An 18323-nucleotide genomic window follows, 5' to 3' on the forward strand; every position below is an offset into this window, starting at 1 on the left:
GGACCTTGGCCTTGATCCACTCGGGCTTGCGTTCGACCGGGACGGCTTTGTTGCGTTGTTCAACGCGCAGCAGCTTACGGCCTTCAGGTGCCAGGGTCATGAGGAACTCCATAATTCAGGTGGCGCGGGCGCACCACGATGATTCGGTTCCTCCCCGCTCTGTATTGGACCTGAGAGTTTCCGCGTCTCCGCCTCGCGGCTGGACGCTTGCACCGTCGGTGAGTCCGGTTGCCCGGGCTGCTTTCCAGAGTTGCCTTGCCGCGGCGGTACATGGGCCTGAGAGATTCCTGGGGAGGATTTGCTCCTACGGCGCCTGCTGAAACGTACCGGCAGGGCTCTCCCGCCGCAGATCATAAGCACGTGCCGCCTTTCGGTGACACGTCTCACATGGTATCCGGTGCCTGTGCGGCACGCAAAGAATCTCTGCGCAGATGACGTGACTGCGGGCTCGCTCCGAGCCAGCATGGCGAGGCTAGATCCTGCGATAACTCAGGTCGAAGATCATGCGTCCTGCCTCGTGGGCCTTGTTTTCGAAGCTCGTGCGGATCCGGCCATCGAAACGCGGAGCCCATCCGCCTACGTGGTCCACTCCCTCGTTGGGGCCAGTGTGCTCGGTGCTGACCGGTGCGCGGCCTTCCTTGACGGGGGCCCCGCCCACCATGGATTCGACTCCGGATTCCCACACTTGGGTGAGGGGGCTGTCCGCGCCGGTCCGTTCGCCGTCGTGCACGTTCTCAAACTCGGTGGAGCCGGCAAGGACCTCGCGGACGTGGATGGCGTAGTTGGACCAGTCTGTGGCGATCCGCCACAGGCCACCCTTCTTGAGGGACCGCGCAGCAAGTTCGGCGAATGCGGGCTGGATGAGGCGGCGTTTGTGGTGCCGGGATTTGTGCCATGGGTCCGGGAAGAAGACCCAGAGCTCGCTCACCGAAGCCGCGGGGAGCATGGTGGCCAGGACCTCCGGGGCGTTGGCTTCCACCACGCGTACGTTGCTGAGCCCGCGGCTGTTGATTTTGATCATCGTGTTGGCCAGGCCCGGGGTGTAGACCTCCACGGCGAGGAAGTCCTTGTCCGGGTTCTCCTCCGCTGCGTGGCACACTGCGTCGCCGAGTCCCGAACCGATTTCGACGATCAGCGGTGCCTTGCGCCCAAACTCGGCTTCGGCGTCGAACACGTAGTCCGGGTGCACGGAGGTGTTGGCGACATGCCGCGGAACCTGGATGGCCCAGCGGTCCGAGTGCTCTTCCCACGCTGCCTGGCGACGGCCCTGAAGACGCGTCCCGCGGCGCACGAAACTGACCGGCCGGCCACCATACGTGCCGAAGGAGGCCTGGCTGCCTGGGGTTACGGGGCGCGAAGACTGCGGTGTTTCAGGGGATTCTGGGGTTTCACTCATCTCCTCCAGAATACCGTTGCAGGGCCAAACGCCCGCGGCGGAACCTGCGTATGTGGACAAACTGCCAGAATGGGTTGGTGACCCGTGCCTCAAGCTCCCCCGAGAACACCAAGCCGCACTCCGGCGTCCCGGAGATCCTCGTCGACGCCGAGATCGACGAGGTTCCCGCCGCCGAGCCCACCCAGGTCCAGACGCGCGCCGGACTCGTTTTCCTGGGGATCTGCCTGGTGCTCATCGGCCTGAACCTGCGGACGGTGTTTTCGAGCTTTTCGGCGGTTCTTCCGGAAGTCACCGCCGACGCCGGGCTGCCGGGCTGGGCAGTGGTTGTCCTCACCACTGTGCCAGTGACCTTGTTGGGTGTCTTTGCGCCGCTGGCGCCGGTCCTGGCGCGTCGTTTCGGCGCCGAGAGAGTATTGCTCGGCGCGATGGCAGTGCTAACGGCGGGGCTGCTGCTCCGTCCCGTGGACCTCGCCGGCGCCGGGCACTTGCCGGCCCTCCTTGCCGGTACCGCGGCGTGCGGCGCCGCGATCGCGCTATGCAACGTGCTGCTTCCCGGCGTGGTCAAGCGCGACTTCCCGCATCGGCTTGGGCTCATGGGCGGGCTATATACGACGGCGATTTGCGCGTCCGCCGCACTTGGTGCCGGTTTCACCTATCCCGTCTTCACGGCGGCCGGGCACTGGACCTCGGCGCTGTGGTTCTGGGCGCTGCCCGCCGCCGTCGTACTTTTGCTTTTCTTGCCGCTGGCGATCCGTCAGCATCCTGTCCGGCACAACGCGGCCGACGGCGGTACGAACGTCTGGCGTTCCGCCGTCGCCTGGCAGGTCACCATCTTCATGGTGTTGCAGGCGATGATGTCCTTCAGCGTGTTCGCCTGGCTGGCGCCGATTCTGCGCGATCGCGGAATCGACGGCGGGACGGCCGGCTTGATCGTGTCCGTCTCGATTGTGCTGCAGATGCTTGGTTCGTTCATTGCCCCGGGGCTCGCGGCCCGTTTCAAGGATCAGCGCGTCATCAACACCGTGGTGGCCCTCATGACCGGCGGCGGCTTCGCCTTGAGCATCTTCGGTCCCACGAATTTGATTTGGGTGTGGACCGGACTGTTGGGCCTGGGGCAAGGGAGCCTCACGGCGGTGGCGCTGACCATGATCATGCTGCGTACCCGTGATTCGCATACCGCGGCGCACCTTTCCGGCATGATGCAGGGCGTCGGCTACGGCTTGGGCTCCACGGGAACCCTGATGGTCGGCCAGTTGCACCACGCGACCGGTGGGTTCGCGGCTGCGGGCATCCTGTTCCTCGTGGTGGGATCCTTGGCGGCCTTCTTCGGCTTCCGCGCCGGCCGGAACCGCTACGTCAGTTAAACGAAGGCGGCGGCGCGGAACGGGATTTGTCATGTGCTGGATTTGTCCAGCCAGGCGGCATAATCGGGTACATGGTCATGCTGGCACCCTCGCGCGAGCTGGACGGGCTCGATCGGCGGATTGTCGGTGCTCTCCAGGTCAACGGCCGTGCTTCCTGGCGGCGCATTGCCGAAGTCCTCGGCGAGCCGTTCAGCACGGTAACCCGCCGCGGTATCGCACTGCTGGATTCGAGTATCGTGCGCGTGGCCGGCCTGGTGACGCTCGGCCCGACCCATCTTGTCGAGGTTCACTGTGAGCCCGCGCGGTTGGTCGCCATCGCGGACGAGCTCTCCCGCGACCCGGACGCTATTTTCGTCTATGCGCTCACCGGCCCCACCCGGCTCCTGTTCGAAGTGCAGGCCCGTCCGGGACGCCTCTCGAGCCTTGTGCTGGAGGAACTGCCAGCCCTCGACGGCGTTGTGCAAGTGAGCGCTTCGCCCGTCATGGAGTACTTCCGCACGGTGGCCGAATGGCACCCGGGCCCGGTCACCGTCGAGGAAACTGCCGCGCTCCAGGAAGTGCCGCCTCCGCCGTCCCGGCCGAGTGCGAGTGGAGCGCTCGACGACGTCGACTCCCACCTTGTGCGGATCCTCGTGGCTGACGGTCGCGTTCCAGTCGCCGAGCTGGGGGAAGCCGTAGGGCTCTCCGCCCCTGCCGTGCGCCGACGGCTCAACACCCTTCTCGAGGAGGGCACGCTGAGTGTCCGGGCGATCGTTGAGCCCTCGGACATCGGCCTTCCGATCGAAGCCGTGGTCTGGGTCCGCACCGCCCCGTCCGACGCCGTTGAGGTTGGCCGGCTGCTCGCTGAAGCACCCGGGGTCCGCTACGCGGTCATGGCAATGGGCGAATTCCAGCTCATGGCCAACGTCACCCTTGCCAGCTTGAACGAACTCCGCGATTTCCTCACGTCATCTCCGTGGGCTGCGCGTGCCCTGGCTGTGCGCAGTTCCCTGGTCGTGCGAGCGTACAAGCGCGGTGGCGTGCGCATGCCCGCCCTCGGCTGAGGCTTTCCTAGGCCTTCCCGGCCGTTTGTTCCTTTAGCGCGCCCACTCCCGGTTCCCTCCTGCCCTGATCTGGGTTTCGTGTGCGCGAAGAAACATCGCGCACACCCCTAGTCAAATGTGATCAACCGCACTATCGTGGTTCATTAATTCCACTTGAGACAAAGAAATGACTCAAAAGGAAACTAGATGAAAGCAAGATGAATCATGACAAACGATTTGATTTACCGCGGAGCCGTGGAGCTCGCTGGGCTCCTGCGCTCCCGGCAGGTGTCCGCCACCGAGGTCCTCGAGGCGCACCTGGACCAGATCGACAAGCTCAACCCGCTGATCAACGCCGTGGTGACCCTCGATGAGGAGGGTGCCAGAGCGGCGGCCGCGGAAGCCGATCGGAAGATTGTGGCCGGAGAGCCAGTGGGGCCGCTCCACGGGCTGCCCATTAGTTTCAAGGACACCGCGAACACCGCGGGGATGCGCACCACCTTCGGCCACCCGCAATTCCGGGACCACGTTCCAAAGGAAAACGATCTGCACGTCCAGCGCATCCTCGACGCCGGAGCCATTCGAGTAGGCAAAACCAACGTCCCCGAGTTCGCCGCCGGATCCCATACCTTCAATCGTGTTTTCGGTGCAACGCGCAACCCCTATGACCCAGGCAAGTCCGCCGGCGGCAGCAGCGGTGGTGCGGCGGCGGCCCTGGCAGCGGGCTTCCAACCGATCGCCGACGGAAGCGACATGGGCGGCTCCCTCCGCAACCCGGCGTCGTTCTGCAATGTCGTAGGCCTTCGCCCAACGCCCGGCATGGTCCCCAACACGGACGGCAACAATGTCTTTTTCCCGCTAGGTGTGGCCGGACCCATGGGTCGCACGGCGGCGGACACTGCGCTCTTGTTTGAAGTCATGAGCGGCGCGTCGTCAGCGGATCCCCACTCGGTATTCCTGCCGGATCCCGAAGGCCCTTCCACCGAACCGTCCCCCACGGATTTCGCCGGCCTGCGTATCGCGTTCGCCCCGAGCCTCGGCGGCCGGATTCCTGTGAGCCGGGAGGTCCTCGATGTCATTGAACCGCAAGCGGCTGCCCTCGCTGCCCTCGGTGCCCACGTCGAACTGGACTGCCCGGACCTCGACGGTTCCGAGCAAGTGTTCCGCGTACTGCGCGCAGCCTCTTTCGATTCGATGTGGGGCGAGCAACTCGCTGCCGAACCCGACGCGTTCAACCACTTCCTGGCAGGCAACATCCGCGAAGGTGGCCTGCTCACCGGCCGCGACGTTGTCCGCGCCGAAGAAGGAATGACCCGCCTGATTCGCAAGGCGGCCGGATTCTTTGAGCGTTACGACCTGGTGATCGCGCCCGCGTCCCAGGTTGTCCCGTTCGACGTCGATCTCGAATACCCCACGGAGATCGAGGGGCAACCGCTCCAGAACTATCTCGACTGGATGCGTGCCCCGTACCTGTTCACCCCGCTGGGCCTCCCGGCCCTGTCGGTTCCGGCCGGTTTCAGCCCGGCCGGACTTCCCCTAGGCCTCCAGATGGTCGGAGCGCGTGGCAGCGACGCCCGCCTCCTCCGACTGGCTTCCGCTTTCGAGAAGATCTCTTCCTGCTCATCCGTTCGCCCCCAAGGAGCTGCAGTTCTATGAGCACTACCCTGGCATCCCCCAAGAGGCTGACCATTGCCTCAGTCCCCATCGTGGGCATGATCATCACACCGTTCCTCCCCTTCGTTTCCACACCAACGCTATGGCTTGGCCTTCCGTCGGCGATCGTCTGGATGGGCCTCATGATCGTCGCCACGATCGTCGCCCTGCAGATTATCGAGCGCACGTACCTTCGCGAAGGGGGTGCCGAACTCGATCGGCTCGAGGCTGAGCGAAGCGCCTCTGATCGCGCCGCCGAGACGAACGGCGCTGCCAACAGCCCGGCCATCATCCCCGAAAGGCAGGCCCACTGATGCTTGCAGTCGCCATCATCATCGGAATTGTCGGCATCGGCGCCCTCGGTATCGTAGGCCGCCGGCGCCAGACGGAACTCTCCAGTTGGACCGTCGGCAAGCGGGATTTGCCCCGTTGGACCAGCTGGTTCCTCCAGGCGGGCGAGTCGCTGACCACCTTCAGCTTTCTCGGCCTCGCCGGAATCGCCTTCGGAGGTGGCGTTGCCGCGCTCTTCGCCGTCGCCTATCTGACCATCAACTGCATCGTCCAATACTTCGTGATTCCCCGGCAGCGGGAGCTCGGCGCAAACCGTGGCTACCTGACCATGGCGGACTTCTTCAAGGACCGATTCAACAGCAAGGCCTTGGGCAAAACCGTGGCCCTCGTCGGAGCGGTCTTCCTCATCCCGTACCTGCAACTGCAAATCACCGGGCTCGGGCTGATCGTCCAGCTCGCCACCGGGAGCGAATCGGCCCGCGGATACAGCATGGCCGTGGCCAGCGTGCTGGTTGTAGTCTTCGTGATCTGGGCGGGGATCCGGGGACTCGCCAAGGTGGCTGTTTTCAAGGACTTCGCCATGCTGGCTGCCCTGGTCATCGTGTTGGCCGGTGTGGTGGCCGGGATTGGTGGCATTCCGGATATCTTCGCCAAGGTCATGGATACCGCCCCGAGCTACCTCACCATCAGCCGTCCGGGATTCGACGGGACCTTCTGGGTGACCTCGGTCATTGTGACCAGCATCGGCGCCGGGCTCAACACCTTCCCGCACTTGTGGCCGCCGGTCCTCGCCGCGAAAAGCGGTGCCGTGCTGCGGGATAACGTCAAATGGCTTGCGGTCTACCAGTTCCTCCTGCTCATCCCGATCACGGCCGGAATTGCGGCCACCTTGGTCCTCGATCCGAAGACCAAGAGCAACTTTGTCCTTTTGGGCATCGCCCAGCACACCTTGCCAGAGCCACTGATCGCGATCATTGCCATCGGCGGCGCGGCGGCCGCCATGGTTCCTGCGGGCGCGATCGCGATGGGCATTTCCTCGCTTGTCTCGAACAACCTGCTGTCCGTGAAGAACCCCAAGCTGCGGTTCCGGATCAATCACGTGGTGGTCGCGATCGCCGTCGGACTGGCGCTGGCTTTCGGGCTCGCCAAATCGGACATCGGAGCGCTGCTCCTGCTCACGTACGGCGGCCTCACCCAGCTCGCACCCGCCGTCGCCATCGCGATCGGCCGCAAAGTGCGCATCGGTGCCGTTGCAGTCAACTTGGGGATCATCGTCGGCACGCTCACGGTAGCCGTCATTACCTTCGGCAACATCCCCACGGGCGGCGTGGATTCCGGCCTTATTTCCCTCGCCCCGAACCTTGCGGTGCTTGCCGTCGCTGAACTTATCCGCCGTCGTCGCAACCCACAGCCGGCCGCTGACGGAGCGGACAACGTCGATGATTCAGTTCCGGGACAGCACGCCGTCGCGGGGCACAGCGCGGTTGAAGGGCACAGCACCGTAGGAGCCGAAGCATGACCCGGCCCGAGCTCCCCAACCACAAGCAACACCACCAGGGACCGCTCGCCGGCACCCTCGTCGTCGACCTCTCCCGCGCCCTTGCCGGTCCGCACGCCGGTATGATGCTCGGTGACCTCGGCGCCCGCGTCATCAAGGTGGAGAATCCCGACGGCGGTGATGACACCCGCGGCTGGGGGCCGCCGTTCGTCGACACCCCTGAGGGTCGCGAGTCCACGTACTTCCTTTCGTGCAACCGGAATAAGGAGTCCATCCGGCTCGACCTCAAGGCAGCGGAAGGCAAGGCCGCGTTGCGGGAACTGCTGCGGCGGGCGGACGTCCTCGTGGAGAACTTCCGTCCGGGAACCCTGGACCGCCTCGGCTTCGACCCAGCGAGCCTCGAAGAGCTGAATCCGCGGCTCGTGGTCCTCGCCATCAGTGGCTTCGGCCACGACGGGCCGGAGGGGCATCGGGCCGGTTACGACCAGATTGCCCAGGGCGAAGCGGGGCTGATGTCCCTGACAGGGTCAAGTCCGGGGGATCCGCAGCGGGTAGGCGTCCCGATTGGGGATGTCCTGGCTGGAATCCATGGAGCCTACGGTGTGCTGGCGGCTCTGTTGGAACGCGAGCGGACGGGCCGAGGCCAAATAGTACGTACCTCGCTGTTGTCCTCGATCGTCAGTGTGCTCGCTTTCCAAGGCACGCGCTGGACGGTGGGTGGCGAGGTTCCGCAAGCCCAAGGCAACCATCACCCGTCGATCGCGCCGTATGGGCTGTTCCGCTGCGCGGGAGGCACGGTGCAAATTGCCGTGGGATCCGAAGGCTTGTGGCGCCGTTTCGCGGAAGAGTTCGGTCTCAGCACCGAGGACGACCGCTGGCGGGACAACCAGTCCCGGGTGGCCCACAGGGCCGCGCTGATCGAAGCCATCGAAGCCGCGTTCTCGGACTTCGATGCCGAAGAGCTGCTCGCACGGCTTGAAGCGGCCGGGGTGCCGGGAGGCCGAGTCCGTTCCCTCAACGAGGTCTTTGCCTGGGAACAGGCTCGAAGCCAGCACTTGGCGGTTGAACTCCAGCACCCCACGCTGGGACGTATCGAGGTCCCAGGATCGCCGTTGCGCTTCTTCCAGCCGGACGGCGTCGAGACCACCAGGTTGCGGCACTCTGCGCCGCCGAGGCTCGGAGAGCACGACGACGCCGTCCGGGCGTGGCTTGACGGCGCCGCGTTGCTCGGCGACGCATTGATTGGTTCGGGGGCGTCATGACGGCGGTGACTGAGGCGCGGCCCTCGGAGCCGGGCCCCGTTGGAACGCGGCAGCGCCGCCTTGGCGGGGCGGAGTTTCTCAACCAGCTCCTCGACGCAGGTAGTTTCCGCAGTTGGGACCGGCCGGTCCCGGCACCGCCGGGGGCGGATCCCGCCTACCTCGCGGACCTCGCCCGGGCCCGCGACCGTAGCGGTGCGGACGAGTCCGTGTTAACAGGCCAGGGGACGCTGGATGGGCAGCCCGTGGCCGTCCTGGCTAGCGAGTTCGCCTTCCTCGGCGGCTCGATTGGCCGGTCCGCCGCCGAGCGGATCGTCGCAGCAATTGAAGAAGCAGGCCGACGTCGGCTGCCCCTCGTGGCCGCACCGGCGTCAGGTGGGACTCGAATGCAGGAGGGCACCCTGGCTTTCCTGCAGATGGTGCGGATTACCGAGGCGCTCACGGCGTACAAGCGTCTCGGACTGCCCTATCTGGCCTATCTCCGGCACCCGACCACCGGCGGCGTCTTCGCTTCGTGGGGATCGCTGGGGCACGTGACAGTGGCGGAACCAGGTGGGCTGTTTGGCTTCCTGGGGCCCAAGGTCTACGCCGGACTCACCGGGCAGGAGTTCCCGGAAGGCATCCAGAGGAGTGAACATCTCTTCGCCCATGGAACGGTCGACGCCGTGTTGGACCCACGGGGATTCAGGAGCCTTGCCGCTGAGGTCGTGGGGATTCTCGCGGGCCGGGGATCGTGGATCGATGCAGGAAGCCCTCTTGTCACAGATAACAGCAGCGGCGACGTTTCCGCATGGGATTCGGTCCTGCGGACCCGCGACACCGGACGCCCCGGGCTGGCGGAACTTCTCGACGGCGGGTTCGGCCGCCTCGTGCGCTTGCGCGGCACCGGCCGTGGGGCAGCTTCGGCGAGTACCGCCGTCGTGCTGGCCGAACTCGAAGGGCGGCCCGTCGTCGTCGTTGGCCAGGACCGCGCCGCCCAGCGGGCGGGGAGCGTCCTCGACGCGGCGGGCTTGGCGCAGGCCCGCCGGGGAATGCGCCTCGCAGAGAAACTGGGGCTGCCGCTCGTGACGGTGGTGGATACTCCGGGGGCCGAGCTTTCGGCGCGAGCCGAGGAGTCCGCAATTGCGGGCGGGATCGCCGATTGCATCGCGGGAATGCTCGGACTTACTGTGCCAAGCGTTGCCGTGCTCCTCGGCGAGGGGACCGGGGGCGGTGCGCTCGCTCTTGCGGCTGCCCGTCGCACGGTGGCGGCAGAGAACGCCTGGCTCGCTCCGCTGCCCCCCGAAGGTGCCAGCATCATCGTGCACGGTGACACGTCCTTGGCGGCCGAGCTGAGTGGGCGGCAACGGATCGGAGCGCGCGCACTCCTCGAGGATGGTGCCGTGGACGAGGTGGTAGGCGAGGGCGAGGGTTTCATCAAGCGGCTCGCTGAAGCGGCCTCCCGGCAGATCGCCGCGCAGCTTTAACCCAACTGGCTCGCAGTTGTTGTCGTTTTCAGGCCTGTAAACGACAACAACTGCGAGTCAGTTGGGTACGGACGGGGGAGTTTAGTGTGTCAGGTCCTTGCCCTTGGTTTCCGGGATCATGAAGGCGAACGCGATTCCGATGGCCAGCAGGATCACGGCGTAGACGTTGAACATATTGGCCTGACCGATGCTGCCGAGCCAGGTCTGCAGGTACGGGGCCGTGCCGCCGAAGACCGCAACGCAGATGGAATACGGGACGCCGACGCCCACGGTGCGGATCTTGGTCGGGAACAGCTCGGCGTACACGGCAGGGACAATCGAGGCGCTGCCGGCAATGAAGAACAGCATCACGGACATCGAAACGGCCAGCTGCCACGGGGAATCCTTCAGGAGCCACGTCATGGGGAAATGCAGCAACGCCGCACCGGCGGAACTCACGATCAGTACGGGCTTGCGGCCGATACGGTCGGACAGCTTGCCCCAGAACGGCAGCGCCGCGATGAACGCAATGTTGCCGATGACGCCGGCCCACAGGGCTGCGCCGCGGTCCATCTTGAGGGTGGTTGCCGCATAACTCGGCGCAACGACGCCCCAAATGTAGTAGACAACCGTGAGGCCGACGGTCAGCCCGATCACTTGCAGGGCCTGCTTGCGGTACTTGACGATTTGCGGCCACATCGGCTCACGCTTTTCTTTCGGAGCTTCGGCTTCGAATGCCTCGGTTTCCTTCATCTTGGCCCGCATGACCAAGGCGTAGATGCCCAAGGCGCCGCCCACCAGGAACGGAATGCGCCAGCCCCAGGCGTTCATGTCGGCCTTGCTCAGCACACCGGTCAGGATGGCGCCAAGCAAAGTTCCGGCGAGGATGCCGGCGGTGCCGGAGGTGTAGATGAGGGTCGCCCAGAAGCCGCGCTTTTCCTTGGGCGCCATTTCGGACAGGTACGTTTGCGACGACGGCAGCTCGCCACCGTGGGCGAGGCCCTGGATGAGGCGGGCCACCAGCAGCATGACGGATGCCAAGGCGCCAACAGCCTGGAATGTCGGGGCAATACCGATCAGCAGGCTGCCGACAGCCGCGAGACCGACGGCGAACGTCATGGAGGTCTTGCGGCCGATCCTGTCGCCGATCCAGCCGAAGACGAAGCCGCCGAACGGTCGGGCCACGAACCCGACGGCGAAGATCGCCAGGGTGGAGAGGACCGCGGAGGTAGGGTCGGCACTGCTGAAGAGCGCGCTGGCAATGAAAGGCGAGAACGTGGCGTAGATTGCCCAGTCGTACCATTCGACGGCGTTGCCGATGCCGGTGCCGATGAGGGTTCGCAGATGGGACTTGTGAACCTGGACTGTGGCTGAAGAGCCTACGGTAGCGGTCATGTCGTGCTCCAAGGTTTGGGGTGGTGGTTAGTTGCCGGCGGCGAGGGTGGCGATGCGGGAGACCGCGAGCTCTGCGTAGAGCGCCGCGCCGTCGGACAGTACGCCGTCGTCGAAGGTGGCGAAAGGCGAGTGGTTGAACGGTGAGGTGGTGTGGTCCACGCCCCGCGGTACGGCGCTGAGGCCTACGAAGGTTCCCGGAACTTCGGCCAGGACCCGGGAGAAATCCTCCGAGCCGCTGATCGGCGTGGCCCAGCGGGAGAGCCGGGAATCGCCGAACATGTCCGAGATGACGTTCTCAGCGGTGTGGGTCTCGTCCTCGTCAGTGACGGTCATGGGGTATTCGCCGCGGTAGTCGACGTCCACCTCCACGCCGTGCGCCGAGGCGATGCCCTTGAGGAGCTGGGGAATCGCGGTCATCATACGGTCGCGGGAAGCTTCCGAGAACGTGCGGATGGTGGCTTCGAAGCGCGCGGATTCGGGGATGACGTTGCGCTTGGTACCTGCCTGCAGCACGCCCACGGTCAGGACTACGGGATCGAACATGTTGAACTGCCGCGTGATCATGACCTGCAGGGCCGTCACCATTTCCGCGGCCGCAGTCACGGGGTCCTTGGCCGAATGCGGTGCCGAGCCGTGACCGCCCGCACCGAGGACCGTGACGAAGAGCCCGTCGGAGGCGCTCATCATGACGCCCGGCTTGGTGCAGAACTGGCCATACGGTTCCAAGGAGGAGAAGACATGCATGCCGTAGGCGGCGTCAACACGACGGCCTGCGGCATCCAGGACTCCTTCGCGGATCATGTGGCCCGCACCGTCGAAGCCTTCTTCACCCGGCTGGAACATGAGGACGACGTCGCCCGCCAGCTGATCGCGTCGCTCGGCCAGCAGGGTTGCGGCCCCGGCGAGCATGGACGTGTGGAGGTCGTGTCCGCAGGCGTGCATGGCGCCGTCGATCTTCGAGGAGAACTCGACGCCGGTGCGCTCCTGGACGGGAAGGCCGTCCATGTCGGCGCGGAGCAATACGGTTGGCTTCCGGACCGGTTCCGCGCCAAGCGCACCGGGCGCGCCGCCGCGCAAGACCGCGGTGACCGACGTCGTGCTTTCGCCAAGACTGATTTCGTACGGGAGTCCGTCGAGCGCCTTGAGCACCTTTTCCTGGGTGCGCGGGAGGTCCAGGCCGATCTCCGGTTCCTGGTGGAGCTCGTGACGGAACCGGGCGATTTCTCCCTGCATCTCTTTGGCGTCTGCGGCGATCGACATCTGTTCTCCTGTTTCCTGAACGTTTGGTAGGTATCCATAGCCATTGTGGAGTGATTAGCCTCACAATCTTCAAAAGCCATGGAAAAATTCAGCATCATGCAAGAATTAACAGGAATCACGCACCGCCTTGGAGAGGATCGCTGATGGAACTCAGTGAAGAGGACCTTCGGCTGATCAATGCCCTCCAGATCTCGCCGCGGATCAGTTGGTCCGACGCCGCCGAGGTCCTGGACGTCCACGCCACCACGTTGGCCTCCCGATGGGATCGGCTGCGCGAGTCCGGAGCCGCCTGGACCACGGCGCACCTCATGGGCGACCCCAAGCACGCCTGCCTTGCCTTGTTGGACGTGGACTGCGAAATGCACCTCAGGCCCGAGGTCACGGCCGCGCTCGCAGCGATTCCGGAGATCATCACGGTTGAAGAGGCCGCCAGCAACCGGGACCTCATGCTCACCGTGATCACCCAGGACCTGGGCGAGTTCAGCAGCCGGCTATTGCCCCAGCTCAAGGAAATCCGGGGGCTCACCAAGTACCGGACCTCGCTCTGCACCCGGATCCACACGAGCGGCTACGCGTGGCGGCTCAACGTCCTGAGCCGGGCGGAGCAGCAAGCGCTGCGCGCCCTCGCCGGGCCGGAAGCGCTCAATCCGTCCGCCCCTTACGCACAGGTCACCCCGCTGCCGGAGAGCCATATGGCACTCTTTCCCTTCCTCGCGCGGGATGGAAGGACCTCTGCCGCGGAGATCGCACGCGCCCTGGGACGACACCCTGCCACGGTGCAGCGGCAGCTCGGCCGGGTGCTCGCGAGCCGGATGCTGTCCTTCCGCTGCGAAATCGCCCAGCAATTCTCCGGGTATCCCGTGACGTGCCAGTGGTTCGCGAATGTTCCAGCAGGCCAGCATGAAGCCGCGGCCGCCGAGCTGCGGGCCGTCAGGAACGTCAGGTTCACGGCCTCCACCACCGGCAGCACCAACTTTGTGATCATCATGTGGCTGCGCTCGCTGGCCGAGGTACTAGAGATGGAACTTGCCATCCAGCAGCGCATTCCCGGCATCGAACTCGTCGAAAGCGTCGTGATGCTGAGCACGGCCAAACGGGTCGGCTGGATGCTGAACCCGGACTCGACGGCGACTGGTGCCGTCGTGCCGACCGCCGCCGGTGAGTTGCTCCCCGCAATGGAATGGACGACGACGGCGTGACTCACCATTGGTGGGTCTGCCCGGCAGCGAGTCAGGTGCGTCGTGCGTTGGGTTCGTGGCCCCAAACTCGTTTGGGCTTCTAGGCTGGGATGATGACTAGCGACGACGCATCAGCGGGCATACTCCAACGGCCCTACCTTTTGGCCACGGTAGGTTCATGCGCTCTGGTGTTCCTTGCCGCCTTCGAATCGATGGCGGTGACCACCATCATGCCGCTGGTAAGCCGTGAATTGAATGGCGCCGGGCTCTACGCGTTGGCCTTCGCCGGGCCTCTCGCCACGGGTGTGATCGGGATGGTAGTGGCAGGGAACTGGGCGGACCGGCGCGGTCCGGCTGCCCCGTTGTACGCTTCCGTGGCCCTGTTCGCAGCAGGACTGCTCATCGCTGGTACCGCGGTCTCCATGCCGATGCTCGTGGCTGGCCGGCTCGTCCAAGGCCTCGGCGGCGGGGCCATGACAGTCGCGCTCTACGTGGTGATTGCCAGGGTCTACCCCGCCAGGCTGCATGCCCAGGTCTTTGCCGCGTTCTCGGCGGCATGGGTCATTCCATCGATGATCGGTCCTTTCGCGGCCGGCGTCGTTGCCCAGGTGAGCAGCTGGCACTGGGTTTTCCTCGGCGTCGTGGGCCTGGTGGTTCCGGCGTTGGCAATGATCCTGCCCGCCATGCGCGGCATGCGATCAGCGGAAGGCTCCGACGGAGCCGCCACGCACGCTCCAAAGTCCGAAGCCACAGACGTCCCCTGGTCGTTCGGCCGCATGGGATGGGCTGCGCTCGCGGCCGTTGCCGTCCTCGGGCTGAACCTGTCCGGGCAGGTGCCCAGTGTGGGTTGGGTGATCGCCGTCGTCGCGCTCGCCATCGCGATGCTGTCGGTGCGGCCATTGGTCCCTCGCGGGACGCTCCGAGCGGGCCGCGGACTGCCGAGCGTCATCCTGATGCGCGGATTCGCCTCCGCGGCCTTCTTCGGCGCCGAGGTCTACGTGCCGTACCTTCTCACGGATCGATACTCCTTCACGCCAGCGTTCGCCGGGCTGGCCTTGACCGGATCGGCGCTCGCCTGGGCGGGGGCCTCCGGCGTCCAAGGGCGGCTGGGTTCCCGGCTTGGCAATGCCCTGGCGGTCCGGATCGGTTCGGTGTTGGTGCTCGGTGCTATCGCCGTTCTCCTCGTGACTACGGTGTTCGCGTGGCCCGCCGGAGTGTCGATTGCTGGCTGGCTCTTCGCGGGCGCCGGCATGGGCTTGATGTACCCGCGCCTGAGCGTCATGACCTTGGCCCTTTCCAAGCCGGAGGACCAGGGCTTCAACAGTTCCGCAATGTCCATCGCCGATTCCTTGGGAGGCGCCCTCTCGCTCGCCGTGACGGGGCTCGTCTTCAGCGCGCTCACGACGACGGCGGCCACTTTCGCCGGGGTCTTCGCACTGACGGCGGGGATCGCCGTCGTCGGGCTCATCATTGCGCCGCGCGTTGCCGGCGGGCGGCCTTTGGAAGCGGAAAGCGCGGAAGGTGAAGGGGCCGCCGAGGCGCGCCCAGCCGACGAAGCGGACGACGTGCGGGCCTAGGTGCGCCTGTGGTTGACGAGGGTTTGCCGCTCCTCGCTCGTCGCCCTGACTGAGCAGGGGGACAAGGTGCATGACCAGGGTTGCGTGGCCCTTGAGGATCAGCTGGTTTCCCTGTTGTCAGGGGCGTTGGGCGAGAAGGAGTTGCAGGACCTGGCAAACAGCCTGATCGTCCTCCGCGACCACCTTCGTGCTTCCAGCCAGGCGGTGACCCTATGACGGGCGCTGCTTCACTGTGATGCTCTCCGACCAGTGGACGATCCCCGAGTTCTACCCAATGGACTGGCTGCCAAACGGCGTACCCCTGACCGCGTACTCCGGCGGGGCACTCGATCTGCAGGGAGCGGACAGGCCGCTGGATACCAGGTCATCACCAACCAGGGCAGCACCGGGAACGCCCGACCATCGTTCCCGGATGCGGCGGCCCATCCGTCTCCCAAACCGTGTCCGGACCTTCGGAAAGGTGGGTGAACCGATGAAACGACTCCGGAGCTTGCTTGGCCGCGGTGAGGAAGGGAGTTCCTGCGGGCGAGAGAGCTCGGCGATTCGGCAGTTGCCTTCGTGCTCCTTGTCCCGGTCCTGATTCTCGTTATCGGGCTCGTGGTCGACGGCGCAGGACAGATGCAGGCCTCCGAGACTCGATGAAGGCCTGGGTGTCTGCGGTGGCCTTCTGGTCACGGTTGTGGGGCTCAAGTGCCGAGACTGGCAGTCGCGCGGTCGTTCTGCGAGATGAGGAATAGCCGGAGGATCCGGGATAGCTCGGAGACATCTCTCGGTGAGAGAGCGGACAACAGGTCACGTTGGCGTTCTATGTGTGCATCGAGCACCTCCTCCAACTTTGCAGAGCCCGCTTCGGTGAGCCTGATCCGCAGTTCACGGCGGTTGGCCTCGTTTACTTCTCGCGTGATCCACCCCTGTTTGACCATTTGATCGAGGCGGTTCGTCATGGCCGCGTTGCCGACCATGGTCTGCTTTGCGAGCTCGCCGGGGGTCAGGCTCGGCTGCCCGGCGCGGTACAGCGTCGCCAGGACATCGAACGAACGGGGGTCGATGCCGAAGCCCCTGTGGAGCTGTTGGAGGCTGTTGTGCAGGAGGTATTGAGCGCGGGATATCCGGCCGAGTGTGGCCATCGCGGACACGTCGAGATCAGGCCGTGTTCGGCCCCACTGCTGTACGACGGTGTCCACAGCATCTCGGGCGTCGCCGGATCGATCGTCTGATTTCGTCACAGTGCCCCACCGCTCTTCCGCAGGCCACACTATCATGCTAAAACTGTTTGATATCGAACTGTTCGAGATGAAAGCGACTTCTCGCATGTCTTCTGACTCCATGACCACGGTCCCTGGCGAGCCCGGCAACGCGCTGGGTGCGGAAAGCCGGGTTCATCTCATTCCTCAGACTCCATCCCTGATCGACGCGCACACGCGAATCCGAGATCGAAGTTCTCCCCGGCGGGATGTGCTTGCTCACGGGCGGCGGGTGATTCGGTTTCTCCTTGAGGAGTCATTCGGGTTCCTCCCCCGAGATGTAGTGCGTGTCATCACGCCCGCCGGGCACACGTACGTCGGCGCCCGTACCACCGATGATGTGTGTGCTGTCTCCGTTGTCCGTGCCGGTGAAGCACTGGAAGCCGAACTATGGTCGATCGCGCCGGAAGTGCGCATCGGGAAGATCCTCATCCAGCGCGATCACGTGACGAAGCAACCGAGCCTGCACTGGGCGCATCTTCCCGACGGCATCCAGGACGGGCATGTGCTGCTTCTCGAGCCCATGCTCGCCACCGGAGGGTCGCTGATGGCCGCGCTCGACGTGCTCAACGATGCCGGCGTCCCAGACGATCGCATTATCGCAGTGTCCATGCTTTCGTCCCCTCAGGGAATCGAGCACGTCACCCGGTTGCGACCGTCGGTGAGGATCGTCACTTCATCCATTGAGGAGCGGCTCGATGAGGCCGCTTACATGGTGCCCGGTATCGGCGACTTCGGAGACCGGTGGTTCGGCACGGACGGGAATGTCACGTGGCTGTAGCCAGGCGGGCCTCCGACGCGGCGATCATCGCCCTTGCGCCCATCGTATGGGGGTCGACGTACGCAGTGACGACCGAGCTCCTCCCTGCCGATCGGCCCTTGCTCGCGGCTACGGTGCGCGCACTGCCGGCAGGCATCGTGCTTCTCCTCATCACGCGCAGGTTTCCCCCAACAGCCATGTGGTGGCTGCGGGCCGCGGTCCTCGGCGTACTGAACATCGGCGTGTTCTTCTATCTGCTCTTCGTCGCAGCATACGAGCTGCCCGGGGGCGTGGCAGCACTCGTAGGTTCCGTTCAGCCGCTGTTCGTGCTCATCATATCCGCGTGGTTCTTAGGCGCCACGATGCGGGGCAGGCAATTGTGGGCCTGCCTCATCGCAGTCGGCGGTATCGCGATGCTCGTCCTGCGCAGCGGTGCGGGGATCACCCCCGTGGGGGTGGCCGCAGCCGTGCTCGGCGCGTTGAGCATGGCACTCGGCGTCGTCCTCACGAAACGGTGGGGTCTCCCTCCTGGCGCGAGCATCTTCGCCTTCACCGCCTGGCAGCTCACCGCCGGGGGTCTTGCAATCCTCCCGCTCATGCTTGCCCTCGAAGGGCTTCCGTCATCGTTGGAGCCTCGGAACCTAATCGGTTTCACGTACCTGACGGTCATCGGCGCGATGCTCGCTTACGCAGTCTGGTTCCGTGGCATCGATCGGCTCACCCCGCTCGCTGTCTCCTTTCTCGGCTTCTTCAGCCCATTGACCGCGACCGTGCTCGGAGCGCTGCTGATAGGGCAGGGCTTCACAGCGGTCCAGATCCTCGGCGCCGCCCTTGTCTTGGCGTCCGTGCTCATGGTCCAGCTCTCTCCAGCGAGGGGTGACGCGTTGTCCGACACGAAGATCACGGATCAGGTCTCCGTGGCGGACGGCTCCACCCAACCGAAGCCCGATCGAACAGCCATCTGACACAACAGCACCAATG

16 protein-coding genes and 2 riboswitches are annotated in these 18323 nt (G+C 65.3%); of the genes, 12 read left to right on the forward strand and 4 right to left on the reverse strand.

What is annotated here, in order from left to right; all coding sequences use genetic code 11:
- Positions 1–149 precede the first annotated feature (149 nt).
- A riboswitch (glycine riboswitch) is annotated at positions 150–253 on the reverse strand.
- Between the two features lies 1 nt (position 254).
- Positions 255–353, reverse strand: a riboswitch (glycine riboswitch).
- Positions 354–472: 119 nt separating this feature from the next.
- The gene (gene trmB / locus QRN59_RS13890) at positions 473–1396 is read right to left on the reverse strand and encodes a tRNA (guanosine(46)-N7)-methyltransferase TrmB (RefSeq protein ID WP_284983093.1); all 924 of its coding nucleotides are present in this window, start codon (positions 1394–1396) and stop codon (positions 473–475) included.
- A gap of 77 nt (positions 1397–1473) precedes the next feature.
- On the opposite strand from trmB, the gene QRN59_RS13895 reads away from it, so the two are divergent.
- From QRN59_RS13895 to QRN59_RS13925, 7 genes are all read left to right on the forward strand, one after another.
- Positions 1474–2760, forward strand: a complete 1287-nt coding sequence (locus tag QRN59_RS13895; RefSeq protein WP_284983094.1) for an MFS transporter — start codon at positions 1474–1476, stop codon at positions 2758–2760.
- A 71-nt stretch (positions 2761–2831) separates the two neighbouring features.
- On the forward strand, positions 2832–3803 hold the full coding sequence (locus tag QRN59_RS13900; RefSeq protein ID WP_284983095.1) for an Lrp/AsnC family transcriptional regulator: 972 nt from the start codon (positions 2832–2834) through the stop codon (positions 3801–3803).
- A 204-nt stretch (positions 3804–4007) separates the two neighbouring features.
- Positions 4008–5438 carry an amidase family protein gene (locus tag QRN59_RS13905; RefSeq protein ID WP_284983096.1) on the forward strand — a complete coding sequence of 477 codons (1431 nt, stop codon included), beginning with the start codon at positions 4008–4010 and terminating at the stop codon, positions 5436–5438.
- Positions 5435–5749, forward strand: a complete 315-nt coding sequence (locus tag QRN59_RS13910) for a hypothetical protein (RefSeq protein ID WP_284983097.1) — start codon at positions 5435–5437, stop codon at positions 5747–5749. The genes QRN59_RS13905 and QRN59_RS13910 overlap by 4 nt, the downstream gene beginning before the upstream one ends.
- The gene (locus QRN59_RS13915; protein ID WP_284983098.1) at positions 5749–7245 is read left to right on the forward strand and encodes a sodium:solute symporter family protein; all 1497 of its coding nucleotides are present in this window, start codon (positions 5749–5751) and stop codon (positions 7243–7245) included. Before QRN59_RS13910 ends, QRN59_RS13915 begins: the two co-directional genes overlap by 1 nt.
- Positions 7242–8486 carry a CaiB/BaiF CoA transferase family protein gene (locus tag QRN59_RS13920; protein WP_284983099.1) on the forward strand — a complete coding sequence of 415 codons (1245 nt, stop codon included), beginning with the start codon at positions 7242–7244 and terminating at the stop codon, positions 8484–8486. The genes QRN59_RS13915 and QRN59_RS13920 overlap by 4 nt, the downstream gene beginning before the upstream one ends.
- Complete coding sequence (locus tag QRN59_RS13925) at positions 8483–9949, forward strand: carboxyl transferase domain-containing protein (RefSeq protein ID WP_284983100.1); 1467 nt, start codon at positions 8483–8485, stop codon at positions 9947–9949. Before QRN59_RS13920 ends, QRN59_RS13925 begins: the two co-directional genes overlap by 4 nt.
- 81 nt (positions 9950–10030) lie before the next feature.
- On the opposite strand, the gene QRN59_RS13930 is transcribed toward QRN59_RS13925, so the two are convergent.
- On the reverse strand, positions 10031–11323 hold the full coding sequence (locus tag QRN59_RS13930; RefSeq protein ID WP_284983101.1) for an MFS transporter: 1293 nt from the start codon (positions 11321–11323) through the stop codon (positions 10031–10033).
- Positions 11324–11350: 27 nt separating this feature from the next.
- Positions 11351–12583 carry a M20 metallopeptidase family protein gene (locus QRN59_RS13935; RefSeq protein WP_284983102.1) on the reverse strand — a complete coding sequence of 411 codons (1233 nt, stop codon included), beginning with the start codon at positions 12581–12583 and terminating at the stop codon, positions 11351–11353.
- 143 nt (positions 12584–12726) lie between these two features.
- On the opposite strand from QRN59_RS13935, the gene QRN59_RS13940 reads away from it, so the two are divergent.
- The 3 genes from QRN59_RS13940 (at position 12727) to QRN59_RS13950 (ending at position 15554) form a co-directional block, all read left to right on the forward strand.
- Positions 12727–13782: an Lrp/AsnC family transcriptional regulator gene (locus QRN59_RS13940; RefSeq protein ID WP_284983103.1), complete on the forward strand. Its 1056-nt coding sequence runs from the start codon at positions 12727–12729 to the stop codon at positions 13780–13782.
- Between the two features lie 92 nt (positions 13783–13874).
- Positions 13875–15338 carry an MFS transporter gene (locus tag QRN59_RS13945; protein ID WP_284983104.1) on the forward strand — a complete coding sequence of 488 codons (1464 nt, stop codon included), beginning with the start codon at positions 13875–13877 and terminating at the stop codon, positions 15336–15338.
- Between the two features lie 12 nt (positions 15339–15350).
- The gene (locus QRN59_RS13950; RefSeq protein ID WP_284983105.1) at positions 15351–15554 is read left to right on the forward strand and encodes a hypothetical protein; all 204 of its coding nucleotides are present in this window, start codon (positions 15351–15353) and stop codon (positions 15552–15554) included.
- Between the two features lie 470 nt (positions 15555–16024).
- On the opposite strand, the gene QRN59_RS13955 is transcribed toward QRN59_RS13950, so the two are convergent.
- Positions 16025–16564: a MarR family winged helix-turn-helix transcriptional regulator gene (locus QRN59_RS13955; RefSeq protein ID WP_284983106.1), complete on the reverse strand. Its 540-nt coding sequence runs from the start codon at positions 16562–16564 to the stop codon at positions 16025–16027.
- 100 nt (positions 16565–16664) lie between these two features.
- Between QRN59_RS13955 and upp the strand changes: the two genes are divergently transcribed.
- Positions 16665–17363, forward strand: a complete 699-nt coding sequence (upp, locus tag QRN59_RS13960; RefSeq protein WP_284983191.1) for a uracil phosphoribosyltransferase — start codon at positions 16665–16667, stop codon at positions 17361–17363.
- On the forward strand, positions 17354–18307 hold the full coding sequence (locus QRN59_RS13965) for an EamA family transporter (RefSeq protein WP_284983107.1): 954 nt from the start codon (positions 17354–17356) through the stop codon (positions 18305–18307). Before upp ends, QRN59_RS13965 begins: the two co-directional genes overlap by 10 nt.
- Positions 18308–18323 lie beyond the last annotated feature (16 nt).

It is taken from the genome of Arthrobacter sp. efr-133-TYG-118 (genome assembly GCF_030209755.1).
Classification (GTDB): domain Bacteria; phylum Actinomycetota; class Actinomycetes; order Actinomycetales; family Micrococcaceae; genus Arthrobacter.

Excerpts from the sequence above, each read along its gene's own strand:
- QRN59_RS13925 (WP_284983100.1), top strand. The coding sequence starts at position 8,483 with ATGACGGCGGTGACTGAGGCGCGGCCCTCGGAGCCGGGCCCCGTTGGA.
- QRN59_RS13930 (WP_284983101.1), bottom strand. The coding sequence starts at position 11,323 with ATGACCGCTACCGTAGGCTCTTCAGCCACAGTCCAGGTTCACAAGTCC.
- QRN59_RS13900 (WP_284983095.1), top strand. The coding sequence starts at position 2,832 with ATGGTCATGCTGGCACCCTCGCGCGAGCTGGACGGGCTCGATCGGCGG.
- QRN59_RS13940 (WP_284983103.1), top strand. The coding sequence starts at position 12,727 with ATGGAACTCAGTGAAGAGGACCTTCGGCTGATCAATGCCCTCCAGATC.
- QRN59_RS13920 (WP_284983099.1), top strand. The coding sequence starts at position 7,242 with ATGACCCGGCCCGAGCTCCCCAACCACAAGCAACACCACCAGGGACCG.
- QRN59_RS13905 (WP_284983096.1), top strand. The coding sequence starts at position 4,008 with ATGACAAACGATTTGATTTACCGCGGAGCCGTGGAGCTCGCTGGGCTC.
- QRN59_RS13945 (WP_284983104.1), top strand. The coding sequence starts at position 13,875 with ATGACTAGCGACGACGCATCAGCGGGCATACTCCAACGGCCCTACCTT.
- QRN59_RS13915 (WP_284983098.1), top strand. The coding sequence starts at position 5,749 with ATGCTTGCAGTCGCCATCATCATCGGAATTGTCGGCATCGGCGCCCTC.
- trmB (WP_284983093.1), bottom strand. The coding sequence starts at position 1,396 with ATGAGTGAAACCCCAGAATCCCCTGAAACACCGCAGTCTTCGCGCCCC.
- QRN59_RS13935 (WP_284983102.1), bottom strand. The coding sequence starts at position 12,583 with ATGTCGATCGCCGCAGACGCCAAAGAGATGCAGGGAGAAATCGCCCGG.
- QRN59_RS13910 (WP_284983097.1), top strand. The coding sequence starts at position 5,435 with ATGAGCACTACCCTGGCATCCCCCAAGAGGCTGACCATTGCCTCAGTC.
- upp (WP_284983191.1), top strand. The coding sequence starts at position 16,665 with ATGACCACGGTCCCTGGCGAGCCCGGCAACGCGCTGGGTGCGGAAAGC.